Origin of the sequence: Nonomuraea sp. C10 (assembly GCF_008017515.1) — a bacterium.
Classification (GTDB): Bacteria; Actinomycetota; Actinomycetes; order Streptosporangiales; family Streptosporangiaceae; genus Nonomuraea; species Nonomuraea ferruginea.
Genome location: NZ_VPFF01000003.1, coordinates 1,194,998 through 1,209,304 on the forward strand (window position 1 = coordinate 1,194,998; position 14,307 = coordinate 1,209,304).

Here is a 14,307-nt window from a genome sequence, read left to right on the forward strand (position 1 = left end):
ACCGAAGGTAACCCGGACCCGGTGTGGCTCGGGGGATATGTTCCGGAATCGAAGGACCTACCCAGCTTGTCCGACTCAAATCTGACCGAAACGCAGCAGCGGGCCATGCGTGACCTGTTCCGCAAGATCGCCCCCGTGGCCGACGAGCTCGGCCGTGTGTTCGCCGACCACGGCCACGAGCTGGCCCTGGTCGGCGGCCCCGTGCGCGACCTCTTGCTCGGCCGTGTCGGCAAGGACCTCGACCTGACCACCGACGCGCGGCCCGAACGGGTGCTCGACATCGTGCGCGACTGGGCCGACTCCGTCTGGACGATCGGCATCGACTTCGGCACGGTCGGGTTGCGCAAAGGCGGCTGGCTGATCGAGATCACGACCTACCGCAGCGAGAGCTACGACCCCAAGTCGCGCAAACCCGAGGTCATGTACGGCGACACCCTGGACGCCGACCTGGAGCGCCGCGACTTCGCCGTCAACGCGATGGCGATACGGCTGCCCTCCAACGAGTTCGTCGACCCCTACGGCGGCCTGCCCGACCTGGCCGCCAAGCGGCTGCGCACCCCCGGCCCGCCGGAGCGCTCCTTCGGCGACGACCCGCTGCGCATGCTCCGCGCCGCCAGGTTCGCCTCGCAGCTCGGCTTCACCGTCGACCAGGCGGCGGTGACCGCGATGACGGAGATGGCCGGGCGCATCGAGATCGTCTCGGCCGAGCGGATCCGCGACGAGCTCGACAAGCTGGTCTGCGGCGCCCGCCCGCGCGACGGCCTGCGGCTGCTCGTCGACACCGGCCTGGCCGCCCACGTGCTGCCCGAGCTGCCCAAGCTGCGCCTGGAGATCGACGAGCACCACCGCCACAAGGACGTCTACGAGCACAGCCTGACCGTGCTCGACCAGGCGATCGCCCAGGAGGACGACGGCCAGCCCGACCGCATCCTGCGCTGGGCCGCGCTCCTGCACGACATCGGCAAGCCCAAGACCAGGCGTCACGAGCCCGGCGGACGGGTGTCGTTCCACCACCACGAGGTCGTGGGCGCCCAGATGACGAAGAAGCGGATGACCGAGCTGCGCTTCCCCAAGGACGTCGTCGCCGACGTGTCGCGGCTGGTGGAGCTCCACCTGCGCTTCCACGGCTACGGCACCGGCGAGTGGACCGACAGCGCGGTGCGCCGCTACGTGCGCGACGCCGGCCACCTGCTGACCCGCCTCCACAAGCTGACCAGGGCCGACTGCACCACGCGCAACAAGCGCAAGGCGGCCGCCCTGTCGCGCACGTACGACCAGCTGGAGGAGCGCATCTCCCGGCTGGCCGAGGAGGAGGAGCTGGCCAAGATCCGCCCCGAGCTCGACGGCAACGAGATCCAGCGGGTGCTCGGCGTCGGCCCGGGGCCGGTGGTGGGTCAGGCCTACAAGTTCCTGCTCGACCTGCGGCTCGACAAAGGCGTGCTGGGCAAGGAGGAGGCCACGGCCGCGCTGCGCGACTGGGCCGAGGCCAACGACGTCGTCACGGGCTGACCGTCTCGCGCGTCCGGGTGATCATCCGGTAGGCCAGCGCGCTCGCCAGGTAGCCGGCCGTGATGATCACCACGGCGGCGTACGACTTGCCGTCGGGCGGCAGGATGGCCGCCGACAGGGCCGCCGCGAGCACGTACATGCCGTTGAAGAGCATGTCGTAGACGGAGAACGCGCGGCCGAGATAGACGTCGTCGAGGTCGCGCTGCACGGTCGTGTCGGCGCAGATCTTGACGCTCTGCCCGGCCAGGCCGAGCACGAACCCGGCCACCGGGAGCCCCCACTCCTGGAAGGGCACCACGAGCACGCCCGCGAGCACCCCCGCGGACGTCAGCGCGATCGGCACCCACCGGGTGATGGTGAACCACTCGGTCGCGTACGGGGTGATGATCACGGCGAGGAAGTAGCCGACGCCGGAGGTGGCCACCACGAGGCTGACCCCGTTCAGCGCCGCCTCCGGATCGCCGTCGGTGAAGTAGTAGCGGTAGAGGATGATACCCAGCGCGGTCGCCATGCCGTAGAAGAACCGGTGCGCGGCCATCGCGCCCATCGTGGCGGCGGCGACCCGGTGTCCGACCAGGTGGCGGGCGCCGTCGGCGAGCCCGGCCACCACGTTGCGCAGCGCCTCGCGCGTCTGCGGCCGGTCCGGGTCGTGGGAGGGGCCGAGCAGCGAGCGCTCCATCGTGCGCGCGATCAGCGCGCTGAGCCCGAACACCACGCCGGAGGTCGCCAGCAGCCACGCCACCCCCGTGTCGCCCATGCCGAACAGCTCGCGCAGCAGGAACCCGGCGCCCACGCCGACGAAGGTGACGACGGTCCCGGAGGTCGGGGTGACCGCGTTGGCGGCCATCAGCCGGTCTCTCGGCACCACGTGCGGCAGCGAGGCGCCCAGCGCCGCCAGGAAGAACCGGTTGACGCCCAGCACGGCCAGCGCCGCCATGTAGAAGACGGGGTCGGGCACGTCGGCCGCCACCAGGGCGGCCGCCCCGAGCAGCAGCGCGCCGCGCACGATCGGCGCGATCATCAGGATCTGCCGCCGCGACCACCGGTCGATGAACACCCCGACGAACGGCCCGAGCACGCTGTAAGGCAACAGCAGCACCGCCAGACCGGCCGCGACGCCCAGGGCGGTGGTCTGGCTCTCCGGGTTGAAGAAGGCGAACCCGAGTACGCCGAACTGGAAGATCCCGTCGGAGAACTGGGAGACCAGTCTCGTGCCGAAAAGCCGCCGGAAATCCCGGCCTCGGAGGACCACGCGCAGATCGGCGACGAATGACACCCCGTCAGCCTAGCCCTGAGCCTGTGATGCGCGGGGACACAAGAGGTTGGCGCATCAGGTGGGCGAACGGGTTCAGGGGAAGCACGTGATCACATACGCTTCATAGCGTGACGACTGTGGAACACGTGGTACTCGTTGACGGCTCCGGCCACGCGCTCGGCACCGCGCCCAAGCTGTCCGTGCACGGCCGGGAGACTCCGCTGCACCTGGCCTTCTCCAGCTACGCCTTCGACCGCGACGGCCGCGTGCTGCTGACCAGGCGCGCCGGCCACAAGCTCACCTGGCCGGGGGTGTGGACCAACAGCTGCTGCGGCCACCCGCTGCCGGGCGAGCGGCTCGACCAGGCGGTCCTGCGCCGGCTCTCCTTCGAGCTGGGCCTGTCCGTCGAGCGGGCCGACCTGGTGCTGCCCGGCTTCTCCTACCGCGCGGTCATGGGCAACGGCATCGTCGAGCACGAGCTGTGCCCCGTCTACCGCGTGCTGGTCGACGGCTCCGCCAGCCCCAACCCCGACGAGGTGGGGGAGACGAGGTGGATGCCGTGGCCCGAGTTCGCCGAGGGCGTGCTCAGCGAGCTGATCTCCATCTCGCCGTGGTGCCGCGAGCAGATGCCGCTGCTGTCGGCGCTCGGCCCCGACCCGCTCCAGTGGCCGACGGCCTCGGAGGACGAGCTGCCGCCCGCCGCGCGCCAGCCGTACGCCCCCTAGAAACGCGCCGCGGCGCCGCACGTGCCGTGCGGCGCCGCGAAGACCGGGGTCAGCGCTCGACCTCGCCGCGGATGAACTTCTCCACCTGCTCGCGGGCCTCGTCGTCGGAGTACTGCACGGGCGGCGACTTCATGAAGTACGAAGAAGCGCTCAGGATCGGGCCCCCGATGCCGCGGTCGAGGGCGATCTTGGCCGCGCGCACGGCGTCGATGATGATGCCGGCCGAGTTGGGAGAGTCCCAGACCTCGAGCTTGTACTCCAGGTTGAGCGGCGTGTCGCCGAACGAGCGGCCTTCGAGTCGCACGTAGGCCCACTTGCGGTCGTCGAGCCACGGCACGTGGTCGGACGGCCCGATGTGCACGTCGGCCTTGGCCATCTCGTGCGGGATCTGCGAGGTCACCGACTGCGTCTTGGAGATCTTCTTCGACTGGAGGCGCTTGCGCTCCAGCATGTTCATGAAGTCCATGTTGCCGCCGAAGTTGAGCTGGTAGGTGCGCAGCAGCTCGACCCCGCGGTCCTCGAACAGCTTGGCCATGACGCGGTGCGTGATGGTGGCGCCGACCTGCGACTTGATGTCGTCACCGACGATCGGCACGCCCGCCTCGGTGAACTTCTCCGCCCACTCGGGGTCGGAGGCGATGAACACGGGCAGCGCGTTGACGAAGCCCACCCCCGCCTCGATGGCGCACTGCGCGTAGAACCGGGCGGCGTCCTCGGAGCCCACGGGCAGATAGGAGACGAGCACGTCGACCCGGTTGTCGCGGAGCACCTGGACCACGTCGGCGGGAGTCTCGTCGGACTCCTCGATGATCTCGCTGTAGAACTCGCCCAGGCCGTCGTAGGTGTGGCCGCGCTGGACGATCACCCCCGTCGGAGGCACATCAGTGATCTTGATCGTGTTGTTCTCGCTGGCGACGATCGCCTCCGACAGGTCGCGACCGACCTTCTTGGCGTCCACGTCGAAGGCCGCGACGAACTCGACGTCGCCCACGTGGTAGTCGCCGAACTTCACGTGCATCAAGCCCGGCACGCGCGCGGCCGGGTCGGCGTCCCTGTAGTAGTGAACGCCCTGGACCAGTGACGCCGCGCAGTTGCCGACACCGACAATGGCCACGCGAACCGAACCCATCGCACTCGCTCCCTTACTCATCACTTGATGTGGTGTCTGTTGCCGGGCCCCGCTCTGAGGCCCGTCTTTCCGTGGCGATCAGCTCGTTGAGCCAGCGCACCTCGCGCTCGACGGACTCGAGCCCGTGACGCTGGAGTTCGAGGGTGTAGCTGTCGAGCCGCTCCCTGGTGCGGGCCAGGGCGGTGCGCACGCTGTCGAGGCGCTCCTCCAGCCGGCTGCGCCGGCCTTCGAGGATGCGCAGGCGGACTTCGGCCTCGGTGTGGCGGAAGAACGCGAAGTGGACGCCGAAGCTCTCGTCCTCCCAGGCCGACGGGCCGGCCTGGGTGAGCAGCTCCTGCAGTCGCTCCTTGCCCTCCGCCGTGAGCTTGTAGACGATCTTCGATCGGCCGCCCACGATCGTGGCCTGGGCCGGTTGCTCCTCCGCGATGAGCCCCTGCTCCAGCAGAGAGCGCAGGCAGGGATACAGCGACCCGTAGGAGAACGCGCGGAACATGCCGAGTAGCGTGTTGAGCCGTTTGCGCAGCTCGTAGCCGTGAAGCGGCGTCTCGTGCAGCGACCCGAGCACGGCCAGTTCCAGCACCCTGCGTTGTCCGCCGGCCATGGGAACCGCCCTCCTCTCGCGTCGATGTATCGAGCCGATACATCCAGAGGATACGTCGCGCCGCTATATCGAGCAATTGACGACTTCCCCAAGTCGTTGGGATCAATCGGAAAAAAGCCGTAGTCTGGCGCCCATGTGGTCACAGCGAAGGGTGGTGGACTACGGGCTCGCCAAGCGGGCGGTCGTCCACGCCGTGCGCGCGGGGCGGACTCCGCCCGGCGACGTCTGCGACGCACAGCCGTACCTCCTCCGGGCGGCCCGCCACTTCGGCGAGCCGACCGATCGCCTCTGCCCGATGTGCGAGCGGGAGAACGTCACCAACGTGACCTATGTGTACGGGGACTCGCTCGGACGCCATGCCGGTCAGGCAAAGGTGACCTCAGACCTGACCGAGATGGCTCATGATTACGACGAGTTCCGGGTGTACGTGGTCGAGGTCTGCCAAGGTTGTTCCTGGAATCACCTGACGGTCTCGTTCGTCCTCGGGAACGGGCCGCCGGGCCTCGTCGGCCGGAGCTAGGGCAAACGGCCGCACGACAGAACCGAGGACGGCGAGGAGTCACGCCCCAATCCGCCGTGCTATCCGACGACGATGCGAGGACGCGTGAGTTACAGCAGCAACGAAGGGACGGCCCGCCCGGGGAGGCGCCGCCGCTCCGGCTCAACTCGTTCCGTGCCCCAGGAGCCGCCGCCGCAAACCGGCGAGTCCAGCTGGGGCGGGCCGCCCGCCCGTCGTCCCGAGGCCGCTTACGAGCAGACCGGCGCGATGGCCGCGCAGCCGTACAACGACCCGCCCACCCGCGCCAACCCGCGCTCGGCGCCGCCCGCCCAGCCGGGCGTGCCCGGCGCCCCCGGTCAGCAGCCCAGCCGCCAGCCGAGCCCTCAGCCCGGCCCTCAGCCGGGTCAGCCCGGTCAGCCCGGTCAGCAGCCGGGCGCTCCCGGCCAGCCCGGTCGCAGGCGCGCGGCCGGTTCCCGCCGCCGGGCTCCCGAGCAGGAGACCCGGGCCCGCAGCAACCAGGAGACGATGGTCAGCGACGCGCCCCGGCGCGCGCGCAGGAGCGGCGGCGGGCCCGGCGGCCCGTCGGAGCCGCCGGACGGCCCGCCGAAGGGCGGCGGCGACCGCCCCAAGTGGCGCAAGTTCCTGCCGAGCTGGAAGCTCGTCGTGGCCAGCTTCGTGGTGCTGTCCGCGGGCGTCTTCGGCATGATCGCGGTCGCGTACGCCAACACTCCCGTCCCCACCCAGGACCAGGTCCAGGACGGTGTGGAGGACCAGGAGAGCATCATCGTCGACCGGCACGGCACGGAGCTGGCCAGGCTCGGCACCAAGCGCATCCCGGTCACGTACGACCAGGTGCCGCGCGCGGTGCAGGACGCGGTCATCGCCGCCGAGAACGACACCTTCCGGGATGACTCCGGCATCTCCTTCAGCGGTATGGTCCGCTCCCTCTACAGCACGGTCAGCGGCCAGCAGGTGCAGGGCGCGTCCACCATCACCCAGCAGATGGCCCGCGCCTACTACGACGGCCTCTCCCAGGAGCGCACCATCCAGCGGAAGGTCAAGGAGATCTTCGTCGCGGTCAAGCTGAGCGACAAGATCTCCAAGGAGCAGATCCTGGAGCAGTACCTCAACACCATCTACTTCGGCCGCGGCGCCCACGGCATCGGCGCGGCAGCCGAGGCGTTCTTCGGCAAGAAGGTGGAGAAGCTCACACCCGAGCAGGGCGCCTACCTCGCCGGCCGCATCCAGAACCCGGACCGCTTCGACCGCGAGGAGAAGGCGGGCAACCTCGCCCCGACCGAGGAGCGCTACGACTACGCGCTCGGGCAGATGGCCAAGCTCGACCCGCAGGCGTACGGCGCACTCCCGGCCAAGTCGCCCACGGCTCCCAAGCGGACCAAGTACAAGCCGAAGAACCCGTTCAACGGCATCAAGGGCTACATGGTCCAGGTGGTCCTGGACGAGCTGGAGTCGCTGGACATCCCCAGGGAGGACGTCGAGAAGGGCGGCTACCGGATCAAGTCGTCGCTCGACCTCAAGCTCATGCGCGCCGCCAAGGCCGCGGTGGACAAGCACACCGGCAGCCTCGACCCGGAGATCAACACCACCCTGGCGGCCGTCGACCCGCGCAACGGGCAGGTCCTCGCCTTCTACGGCGGCGCCGACTACGCCAAGGACCAGTGGATCGACGCCTTCCAGTCGCAGAAGCAGGCCGCGTCGGCGTTCAAGCCGTACGTGCTGGCCGCCTGGCTGGACGCCGGCTACAGCCTGCGCAGCTACGTGCCCACCAAGGGCCCGGTCAAGCTGCCCGGCACCACCCCGATCGACAACGACCACGCGTTCAAGGCCCCGGGCGTCGACGTGGTGAGCGCCACGGCCAGCTCCGTCAACACCGCCTACGCCAAGATGGGGGAGAAGGTCGGCCTCGACAAGGTCATCGACATCGCGAGCAAGTCGGGCCTCAGCAAGAAGCGGCTCGAGGCCGCCATGGAGCAGCACCACTACCTGATCACCATCGGCAGCGGCACGGTGTCGGCGGTGGAGCAGGCGGGCGGCTACTCGATCTTCGCCAACCAGGGCAGGCACTACGACAACCACGTCGTCATCGAGGTGAAGGACAAGCACGGCGACACCGTGCTCACCGAGAAGAAGAGCTACGCCCAGGTCATCTCTCCGGAGGCCGCCGCCGACGCCGTCATCGCGCTGGAGGCCGTGGTCAAGCAGGGCACCGGCCGCAACGCCGCGCTCTACGACCGCCCGGTGGCCGGCAAGACCGGCACCAACAACGAGAACAAGGAAGCCTGGTTCGTCGGGTTCACGCCGCAGGTGTCGACCGCGGTCGGCATGTTCAGGCAGCAGTGCCGTACCGACAGCGGCAAGGTCGTCAAGCCGGTGAACGACAACTGCCCCTGGGCCCGCGGCAAGAGCAAGAAGTACACCATGGAGAACCCGTACTCCAGGCCGTACGAGATCCCGCTGGGCTCCGGGTTCCAGGGCGCCACCTACCCCGCGTCGATCTGGAAGACGTTCATGACCGAGGCCACCAAGGGCCAGAAGGTCGTGCCGTTCCCCGAGCGGGCCGACACCGGTGTCACCGAGGACCTCGTGCCCAAGCCGACCCCGACCCCGACGCCCACGGAGGACTCGCTGGAGCTCGACACCGGCGACCCGTTCGACAACGACCAGCAGGGCACCGAGCAGGACTGCGTCATCGGGCCGTGCTCCGACGACGACGGCAACGTGTCGGTCGACCCCAACCAGGACGACGAGATCCCGGTGGACGACGGCTTCATGGGCGGGAGCAGGAACGCACCGGACTCCCCGCCGGGCAGGCGCGAAGAACGGTGACGGCGATACTGAGGCGCGGCCCGTCCATGGCGCGGGTCGTGCCGTATCTCCCCCTGGGGCTGTTCGCGGTCCTGGGGGCGACGCTCGCGTACGTGATGCGGCTGCCGTGCCGCAACGGCGGCTGGAACGACCAGACCGCCACGTACACCAACTTCTGCTACACCGACATCTACCCGCTCTACTTCGACCGGCAGCTCGCGACCCAGAACCCCTACTTCGCCGACGTCCCGTTCGACAAGCACGTCGAGTACCCCGTGGTGCTCGGCGAGGTGATGCAGGTCATCGCCTGGATCGTGCGGTGGCTGGAGCAGGACGTCGTGGCGCAGGCGGTGCGCTTCTACGACATCACGGTCGTGCTGATGGGCCTCTGCCTGGTGGCCGGCGTGCTGCTGATGGCCGCCGCCGCCGGGCCGACCCGCCGCTGGGACGCCGTCTGGTACGCGCTCGCGCCCGCGGTCGTGCTGGCCGCCTACATCAACTGGGACCTCGTCGCCGGCGCGCTGTCCATGGGCATGCTCCTGGCCTGGGCGCGCAAGCGGCAGGTGCTGGCCGGCGTGCTGCTGGGGCTGGCCATCGCCACGAAGTTCTACCCGCTGATGTTCGTGGGGGCGTTGTTCCTGCTCACCTGGCGTACGGGGCGATGGCGGCCGTTCCTGGTCACCATGGGCTACGCCGCCGGCGTGTGGCTCGCGGTCAACCTGCCCTTCATGGTCTTCGCCTGGGACGGCTGGCGCCGGTTCTACGTCTTCTCCCAGGAGCGTGGCGTCGACTGGGGATCGCCGTGGCTGTTCTTCCACAACAAGGGCTGGCCGATCCTTGGCGAGACCGACGTCAGCACGCTCGGCATGGTGTCGCTGGCGCTGCTCTGCCTGGGCATCGCGGTGCTCACGCTGACCTCGCCGCGCCGGCCCCGGCTGGCGCAGATCTGCTTCCTGGCGCTGGCCGCGTTCATGATGACGAACAAGGTGTGGTCGCCGCAGTTCGTGCTGTGGCTGGTGCCGCTCGCGGTGCTCGCCAGGCCGAACTGGAAGCCGCTGGCGCTGTGGCAGGTGGCCGAGGTCTGGTACTTCTTCGCGATCTGGCTCTACCTGCTCAACCAGGCGCCGCTCTCCCGGACCGACCTGGGCATCGGGGACGACACGTACTTCACCGCCGTCTGGGGACGGGTCATCACCATCGGGATCATGATGGCGTTCGTGGTACGCGACATCCTGCGCCCGGACAAGGACCTGGTGCGCCAGGGAGGTGTGGACGACCAGATCGGCGGGGTGTTCGACGAGGCGCCTGACCGGTTCACGCTGCGGAGCCTCGCCTTCCGATGATCACCCGCTCGGCCGGCCGGGACGCGCTGCTGATCTGGTTCGGCTCGCGGATCGGCCTGCTCGTGACGACGCTGCTGGGCGTGTCGCTGCACGAGTATCTCGGCCGGTGGGAGCGGTGGGACGCGCACCTGTTCGTCACCATCGCGCGCTTCGGCTACGACGGCGACCCGGCCCGGCCGGCCGACGGCGGGCTGCCCGCCTTCTTCCCCGGCCTGCCGGCGGCGCTGCGCCTGGTGCACCTGGTGGTGCCGGACTGGTCGGCGGCCGGGCTGATCGTCTCGCTCGTCGCCGGGGCGGTGGCCATGGTGGCGCTGGCCAGGCTGGCCGAGCACGAGGGCGCGCAGGGCTGGATGGCGGTGCTGGGGCTGGTGCTCTTCCCCGCAGCCGTGTTCCTGAGCGCCGGCTACAGCGAGTCGTTGTTCCTGGCCTTCGCGATCCCCGCCTGGCTGGCCGCCCGGCAGGGCCGCTGGCCGGCGGCCGCGGCCCTCGCCGCCGGCGCCTCGTGCGTACGCATCACCGGGCTGTTCCTGGCCGCGGCGCTGATCGCGGAGTTCGCCCTGAGCAGGGCCCCGCTGCGCCGCGCGCCCTGGCTGGCCGTGCCGTTCCTGCCGCTGGCCGGCTACTCCTTCTACCACTACACCCGTACCGGCGACTGGCTGGCGTGGAAGCACGCGCAGGAGGCCGGTTGGGGGCGCGAGATGGTGTGGCCCTGGGACGCCTGGGCGGTCACCTGGAACAACGCGATGGGCGGCGGCGACATGGCGCCGGCCTTCCGGATGGAGATCGCCGGCGCCGTGGTGGCGGTGATCGGGCTGATCTGGCTGCTGGCGCTGCGCAGGTGGAGCGAGGCCGTCTACACGGGGCTGCAGGCGGCCGCGCTCATGACGTCGGCGTACTACCTGTCGGTGCCGCGCTCGCTGCTGCTGTGGTTTCCGCTCTGGGTGGCCCTGGCCCTGCTCGCCACCAGGAGACGGTGGGTGATCGTGGCGTACGCGCTGGTCTCGGGGCCGCTGATGGTGCTGAACACGGCCCGGTTCCTGGAAGGCGCCTGGGCGGGCTGATCTCTATACCCGTTAGACGGCATCGGTAATCCAGGGAAGTTATCCACAGGTTGTGTACATCGTCTACAGATTCTTCCTCAGGAACGCGATGTCGTCCGCCTGGCCCTCCGCCGGAGTCTCCACCACGACCGGGGCCCCGGCCATCCGGCACACCTCCAGGATCACCTCCGGGTCGATCCGCCCGTTGCCGATGTTGGCGTGACGGTCGGCGCCCGAGCCGAAGTCGTCGCGGGAGTCGTTGCAATGGACCAGGTCGATCCGGCCGGTGATCGCCTTGACCCGGTCGACCAGCCCGAGCAGCTCCTCGCCGCCCGCGTGCGCGTGGCACGTGTCGAGGCAGAACCCGACGTCGAAGCCGTCGAGCGCGTCCCACAGCCGGGCGATGCTCTCCAGCCTGCGGGCCATCGCGTTGTCGCCGCCCGCGGTGTTCTCGATCAGCACCGGGATCGGGCACTCCATGCGCTCGAACACCTTGCGCCAGTTGTCGAAGCCGACCTGAGGGTCCTCGTCCTTGCCGAGGTGGCCGCCGTGCACGATCAGGCCCTTGGCGCCGATGCTCGCCGCCGCCTCCAGGTGCTGGGCGAGCAGCTTGCGGCTGGGGATCCTGATCCGGTTGTTGGTCGTGGCGACGTTGACCAGATAGGGGGCGTGGATGTAGATGTCGACGCCCTCGACCGGCTGGGCGGGCAGCACGGGCTTCTTGTAGCCCTGGGGGTTGCCGAGGAAGAACTGCACGACCTCGGCGCCGACGGCCTCGGCGTGGGCCGTGATGTCGTCCTGGTGGACGTGAGCTCCGATGCGCACCATGTCATGGAGCCTATCCGTTTGACTGACCTGCGGCGGGGCAGTCGCCTTGCACCCCCTACCCGAGGAGACGATATGACCCGCTGGCGCTGGCGGTCGTTGATCCTGCTCGTCTACGTGATCATCGGCATCTACGTGGCGTGGGTGTACGACTACATCACCCCGGCCGTCCTGAGGGACGTCGCCGAGGCGCTGCTCGCCATCTTCCTCTGGTTCCTGGTCCTGCTCGGCGTGGACCTGCACATCGGAGGATGACCGATATCACCGAACGGCCCCGGCTCCGGCCCGGGCCGTTCGCTTTACGGAAGGTAGCCGCCGCCCGCGATGCCGAGCGCGACGCCGACGAACGCGGACACCATGCCGACGATGTTGAGCGAACGCTGCGGCGTGGTCACCGAGACGTACTGCGAGTAGAAGCCGATGCCGAGACCGAGCGTGCCCGCCCAGGAAGCGACGACGTGCCCGCCAGGGAAGAACAGGGATGCGAACGCGACGAGCCCGCACACCACCGCGGCCACGGCGAGGGTGTTCTCCACCGGATGCCGGCGGCCGTCGGTGTTGAGCGTGAGCCGGAACCGCTCGGTCTGGGCGGGCTGGAGGAAGTGTGGCACTGCGGAGCACCTCCTTGGCTTTCTGACAGGCTTTCCCATCAGCGGGCTGCTGGTAACCTGGTCAGGCTGCGTTGTGATGGGAGACCCGTCACCCCGGAGCGCCGAAGGGGGCGTCCGGGTCAGACGTCAGCGTCCTCCTGTCACGGCAGAGCGTCGTGACCGCAACAGTCCAGAGGAGGTAGGAGTCCCGCATGCGTCGTTACGAAGTAATGGTCATTCTGGACCCTTCGCTCGATGAGCGCACCGTGGCACCGTCCCTCGACCAGTTCCTCACCGTGGTCCGCAACGACGGCGGCACCGTGGAGAAGGTCGACGTCTGGGGCCGTCGCCGTCTCGCCTACGACATCGACAAGAAGTCCGAAGGCATCTACGCCGTCATCGACCTGTCCGCCGAGCCGGCCACGGTCAAGGAGCTCGACCGGCAGATGAACCTCAACGAGGGCATTCTGCGCACCAAGGTCCTGCGTCCGGACAACCACTGAAGGAGCCGCTCGTAGCCCGGCTTTTTGTCGGGCCGCGACCGTAGTCTGAGCCGTAATCCCAAGCGAAGACGTGCAGGAAGGCGAGCGCAAGCCATGGCAGCAGGCGACACCGTAATCACCCTCGTCGGCAACCTCGTCGACGACCCCGAGCTGCGCTTCACCCCGACGGGGCAAGCGGTGGCCCGGTTCCGCATCGCGTCCACTCCGCGCTTTATGGACCGCCAGACCAACGAGTGGAAGGACGGCGAGAGCCTCTTCCTCACCTGCAACGTGTGGCGCCAGGCGGCGGAGAACGCCGCCGAGAGCCTCCAGCGCGGGATGCGGGTCATCGTCCAGGGGCGGCTCAAGCAGCGCTCCTACGAGACCAAGGAAGGCGAGAAGCGCACCGTCTACGAGGTCGAGGTCGACGAGGTCGGCCCGTCCCTGCGCAACGCCACCGCCAAGGTCAACCGCACCTCCCGGCAGGGTGGCGGCGGCGGCTTCGGCGGCGGCCCGGCCGACGACCCCTGGGCGTCCGCCACGCCCGCCCCGCCCCAGGGCGGCGGCTTCGGCGGTGGCGGCGGCTACCAGGGCGGCGGCCAGCAGCAGGGCGGCGGGTCCTCCTCCGGCGGCTTCGGCGGCGGTGGCGACTTCAGCGACGAACCGCCTTTCTAACCCACCAGAAATCCAGTCCGAGTCCATTCCCGCTTCTGACAGCGGGGCTCTGAGAGGAGCACCACGATGGCCAAGCCGGCACTGCGCAAGCCCAAGAAGAAGGTTTGCCTGTTCTGCCACGACAAGATCTCCTACGTCGACTACAAGGACACGGCGCTGCTGCGGAAGTTCATCTCCGACCGCGGCAAGATCCGTGCGCGCCGGGTGACGGGCAACTGCACCCAGCACCAGCGCGACGTGGCGACCGCGATCAAGAACGCCCGTGAGGTGGCTCTGCTGCCCTACACGAGCACCGCGCGCTAAGGAGGTCTGTCGACATGAAGCTCATCCTCACCCACGAGGTCTCCGGCCTCGGCACCCCCGGTGACATCGTCGAGGTCAAGGACGGCTACGGCCGTAACTACCTCATCCCGCGCGGCTACGCCATGCGCTGGACCCGTGGCGCCGAGCGCCAGATCGAGTCCATCAGGAAGGCGCGCGACGCCCGCGAGATCCGCGACCTCGGCACCGCCAAGGAGGTCGCCGGCCAGCTCGGCGCCCTGCGCGTGCGCCTGGCCACCCGCGCCGGCGAGTCCGGCCGGCTGTTCGGCTCGGTCACCACGGGCGACATCGCCGACGCCGTGAAGGCCGCCGGCGGCCCGATCCTCGACCGCCGTCGCATCGAGATCGTCAACCCGATCAAGAGCACCGGCGCCCACAAGGTCACCGTCAAGCTGCACCCCGAGGTCTCGGCGTCCGTCGACGTCGAGGTCGTCGCGGGCTGACACCAGGCCCCGGCCTCACGGCCCCCTTCCCGTCCGCGGGAAGG

At 69.5% G+C, this 14,307-nt stretch carries 16 protein-coding genes; 11 read left to right on the top strand and 5 right to left on the bottom strand.

From position 1 onward, the window contains the following. Positions 1 to 105 precede the first annotated feature (105 nt). Positions 106 to 1,509, top strand: a complete 1,404-nt coding sequence (locus FR742_RS37195; RefSeq protein WP_148035949.1) for a CCA tRNA nucleotidyltransferase — start codon at positions 106 to 108, stop codon at positions 1,507 to 1,509. Here FR742_RS37195 and FR742_RS37200 read toward each other — a convergent pair. Next, on the bottom strand, positions 1,499 to 2,785 hold the full coding sequence (locus FR742_RS37200; protein WP_148035950.1) for an MFS transporter: 1,287 nt from the start codon (positions 2,783 to 2,785) through the stop codon (positions 1,499 to 1,501). The genes FR742_RS37195 and FR742_RS37200 overlap by 11 nt on opposite strands. 107 nt (positions 2,786 to 2,892) lie before the next feature. On the opposite strand from FR742_RS37200, the gene idi reads away from it, so the two are divergent. After that, a complete protein-coding gene (gene idi, locus FR742_RS37205; RefSeq protein ID WP_148035951.1) occupies positions 2,893 to 3,489 on the top strand; it encodes an isopentenyl-diphosphate Delta-isomerase in 597 nt (198 codons plus the stop codon). A gap of 49 nt (positions 3,490 to 3,538) precedes the next feature. On the opposite strand, the gene FR742_RS37210 is transcribed toward idi, so the two are convergent. Continuing rightward, positions 3,539 to 4,618 (bottom strand): inositol-3-phosphate synthase, encoded by a 1,080-nt coding sequence (locus FR742_RS37210; protein ID WP_148035952.1) that lies wholly within the window; start codon positions 4,616 to 4,618, stop codon positions 3,539 to 3,541. A gap of 13 nt (positions 4,619 to 4,631) precedes the next feature. After that, a complete protein-coding gene (locus FR742_RS37215) occupies positions 4,632 to 5,219 on the bottom strand; it encodes a PadR family transcriptional regulator (protein ID WP_148035953.1) in 588 nt (195 codons plus the stop codon). 133 nt (positions 5,220 to 5,352) lie between these two features. On the opposite strand from FR742_RS37215, the gene FR742_RS37220 reads away from it, so the two are divergent. From FR742_RS37220 to FR742_RS37235, 4 genes are all read left to right on the top strand, one after another. Beyond that, a complete protein-coding gene (locus FR742_RS37220) occupies positions 5,353 to 5,739 on the top strand; it encodes a DUF5318 family protein (RefSeq protein WP_148035954.1) in 387 nt (128 codons plus the stop codon). 153 nt (positions 5,740 to 5,892) lie between these two features. Beyond that, the gene (locus FR742_RS37225) at positions 5,893 to 8,565 is read left to right on the top strand and encodes a transglycosylase domain-containing protein (RefSeq protein ID WP_148035955.1); all 2,673 of its coding nucleotides are present in this window, start codon (positions 5,893 to 5,895) and stop codon (positions 8,563 to 8,565) included. Continuing rightward, positions 8,562 to 9,887, top strand: coding sequence for a glycosyltransferase family 87 protein (locus FR742_RS37230; RefSeq protein WP_148035956.1), 1,326 nt, complete (start codon positions 8,562 to 8,564; stop codon positions 9,885 to 9,887). Before FR742_RS37225 ends, FR742_RS37230 begins: the two co-directional genes overlap by 4 nt. Next, entirely contained in the window at positions 9,884 to 10,948 is a 1,065-nt protein-coding gene (locus tag FR742_RS37235; RefSeq protein ID WP_148035957.1) for a mannosyltransferase family protein, read from the top strand. Before FR742_RS37230 ends, FR742_RS37235 begins: the two co-directional genes overlap by 4 nt. A 63-nt stretch (positions 10,949 to 11,011) precedes the next feature. On the opposite strand, the gene FR742_RS37240 is transcribed toward FR742_RS37235, so the two are convergent. Further along, positions 11,012 to 11,755, bottom strand: coding sequence for a deoxyribonuclease IV (locus FR742_RS37240; RefSeq protein ID WP_187281556.1), 744 nt, complete (start codon positions 11,753 to 11,755; stop codon positions 11,012 to 11,014). A gap of 72 nt (positions 11,756 to 11,827) precedes the next feature. Here FR742_RS37240 and FR742_RS37245 point away from each other — a divergent pair, with 72 nt between their 5' ends. Then, the gene (locus FR742_RS37245; protein WP_148035958.1) at positions 11,828 to 12,007 is read left to right on the top strand and encodes a hypothetical protein; all 180 of its coding nucleotides are present in this window, start codon (positions 11,828 to 11,830) and stop codon (positions 12,005 to 12,007) included. A 44-nt stretch (positions 12,008 to 12,051) separates the two neighbouring features. On the opposite strand, the gene FR742_RS37250 is transcribed toward FR742_RS37245, so the two are convergent. Continuing rightward, positions 12,052 to 12,363 carry a hypothetical protein gene (locus FR742_RS37250; protein WP_148035959.1) on the bottom strand — a complete coding sequence of 104 codons (312 nt, stop codon included), beginning with the start codon at positions 12,361 to 12,363 and terminating at the stop codon, positions 12,052 to 12,054. A 191-nt stretch (positions 12,364 to 12,554) separates the two neighbouring features. On the opposite strand from FR742_RS37250, the gene rpsF reads away from it, so the two are divergent. The 4 genes from rpsF (at position 12,555) to rplI (ending at position 14,263) form a co-directional block, all read left to right on the top strand. Further along, a complete protein-coding gene (rpsF, locus tag FR742_RS37255; RefSeq protein WP_148035960.1) occupies positions 12,555 to 12,845 on the top strand; it encodes a 30S ribosomal protein S6 in 291 nt (96 codons plus the stop codon). A gap of 93 nt (positions 12,846 to 12,938) precedes the next feature. Next, positions 12,939 to 13,499, top strand: coding sequence for a single-stranded DNA-binding protein (locus FR742_RS37260; RefSeq protein ID WP_148035961.1), 561 nt, complete (start codon positions 12,939 to 12,941; stop codon positions 13,497 to 13,499). Between the two features lie 66 nt (positions 13,500 to 13,565). Continuing rightward, positions 13,566 to 13,802 carry a 30S ribosomal protein S18 gene (gene rpsR / locus FR742_RS37265; RefSeq protein ID WP_020543048.1) on the top strand — a complete coding sequence of 79 codons (237 nt, stop codon included), beginning with the start codon at positions 13,566 to 13,568 and terminating at the stop codon, positions 13,800 to 13,802. Between the two features lie 14 nt (positions 13,803 to 13,816). After that, positions 13,817 to 14,263, top strand: a complete 447-nt coding sequence (gene rplI / locus FR742_RS37270) for a 50S ribosomal protein L9 (RefSeq protein ID WP_148035962.1) — start codon at positions 13,817 to 13,819, stop codon at positions 14,261 to 14,263. Positions 14,264 to 14,307 lie beyond the last annotated feature (44 nt).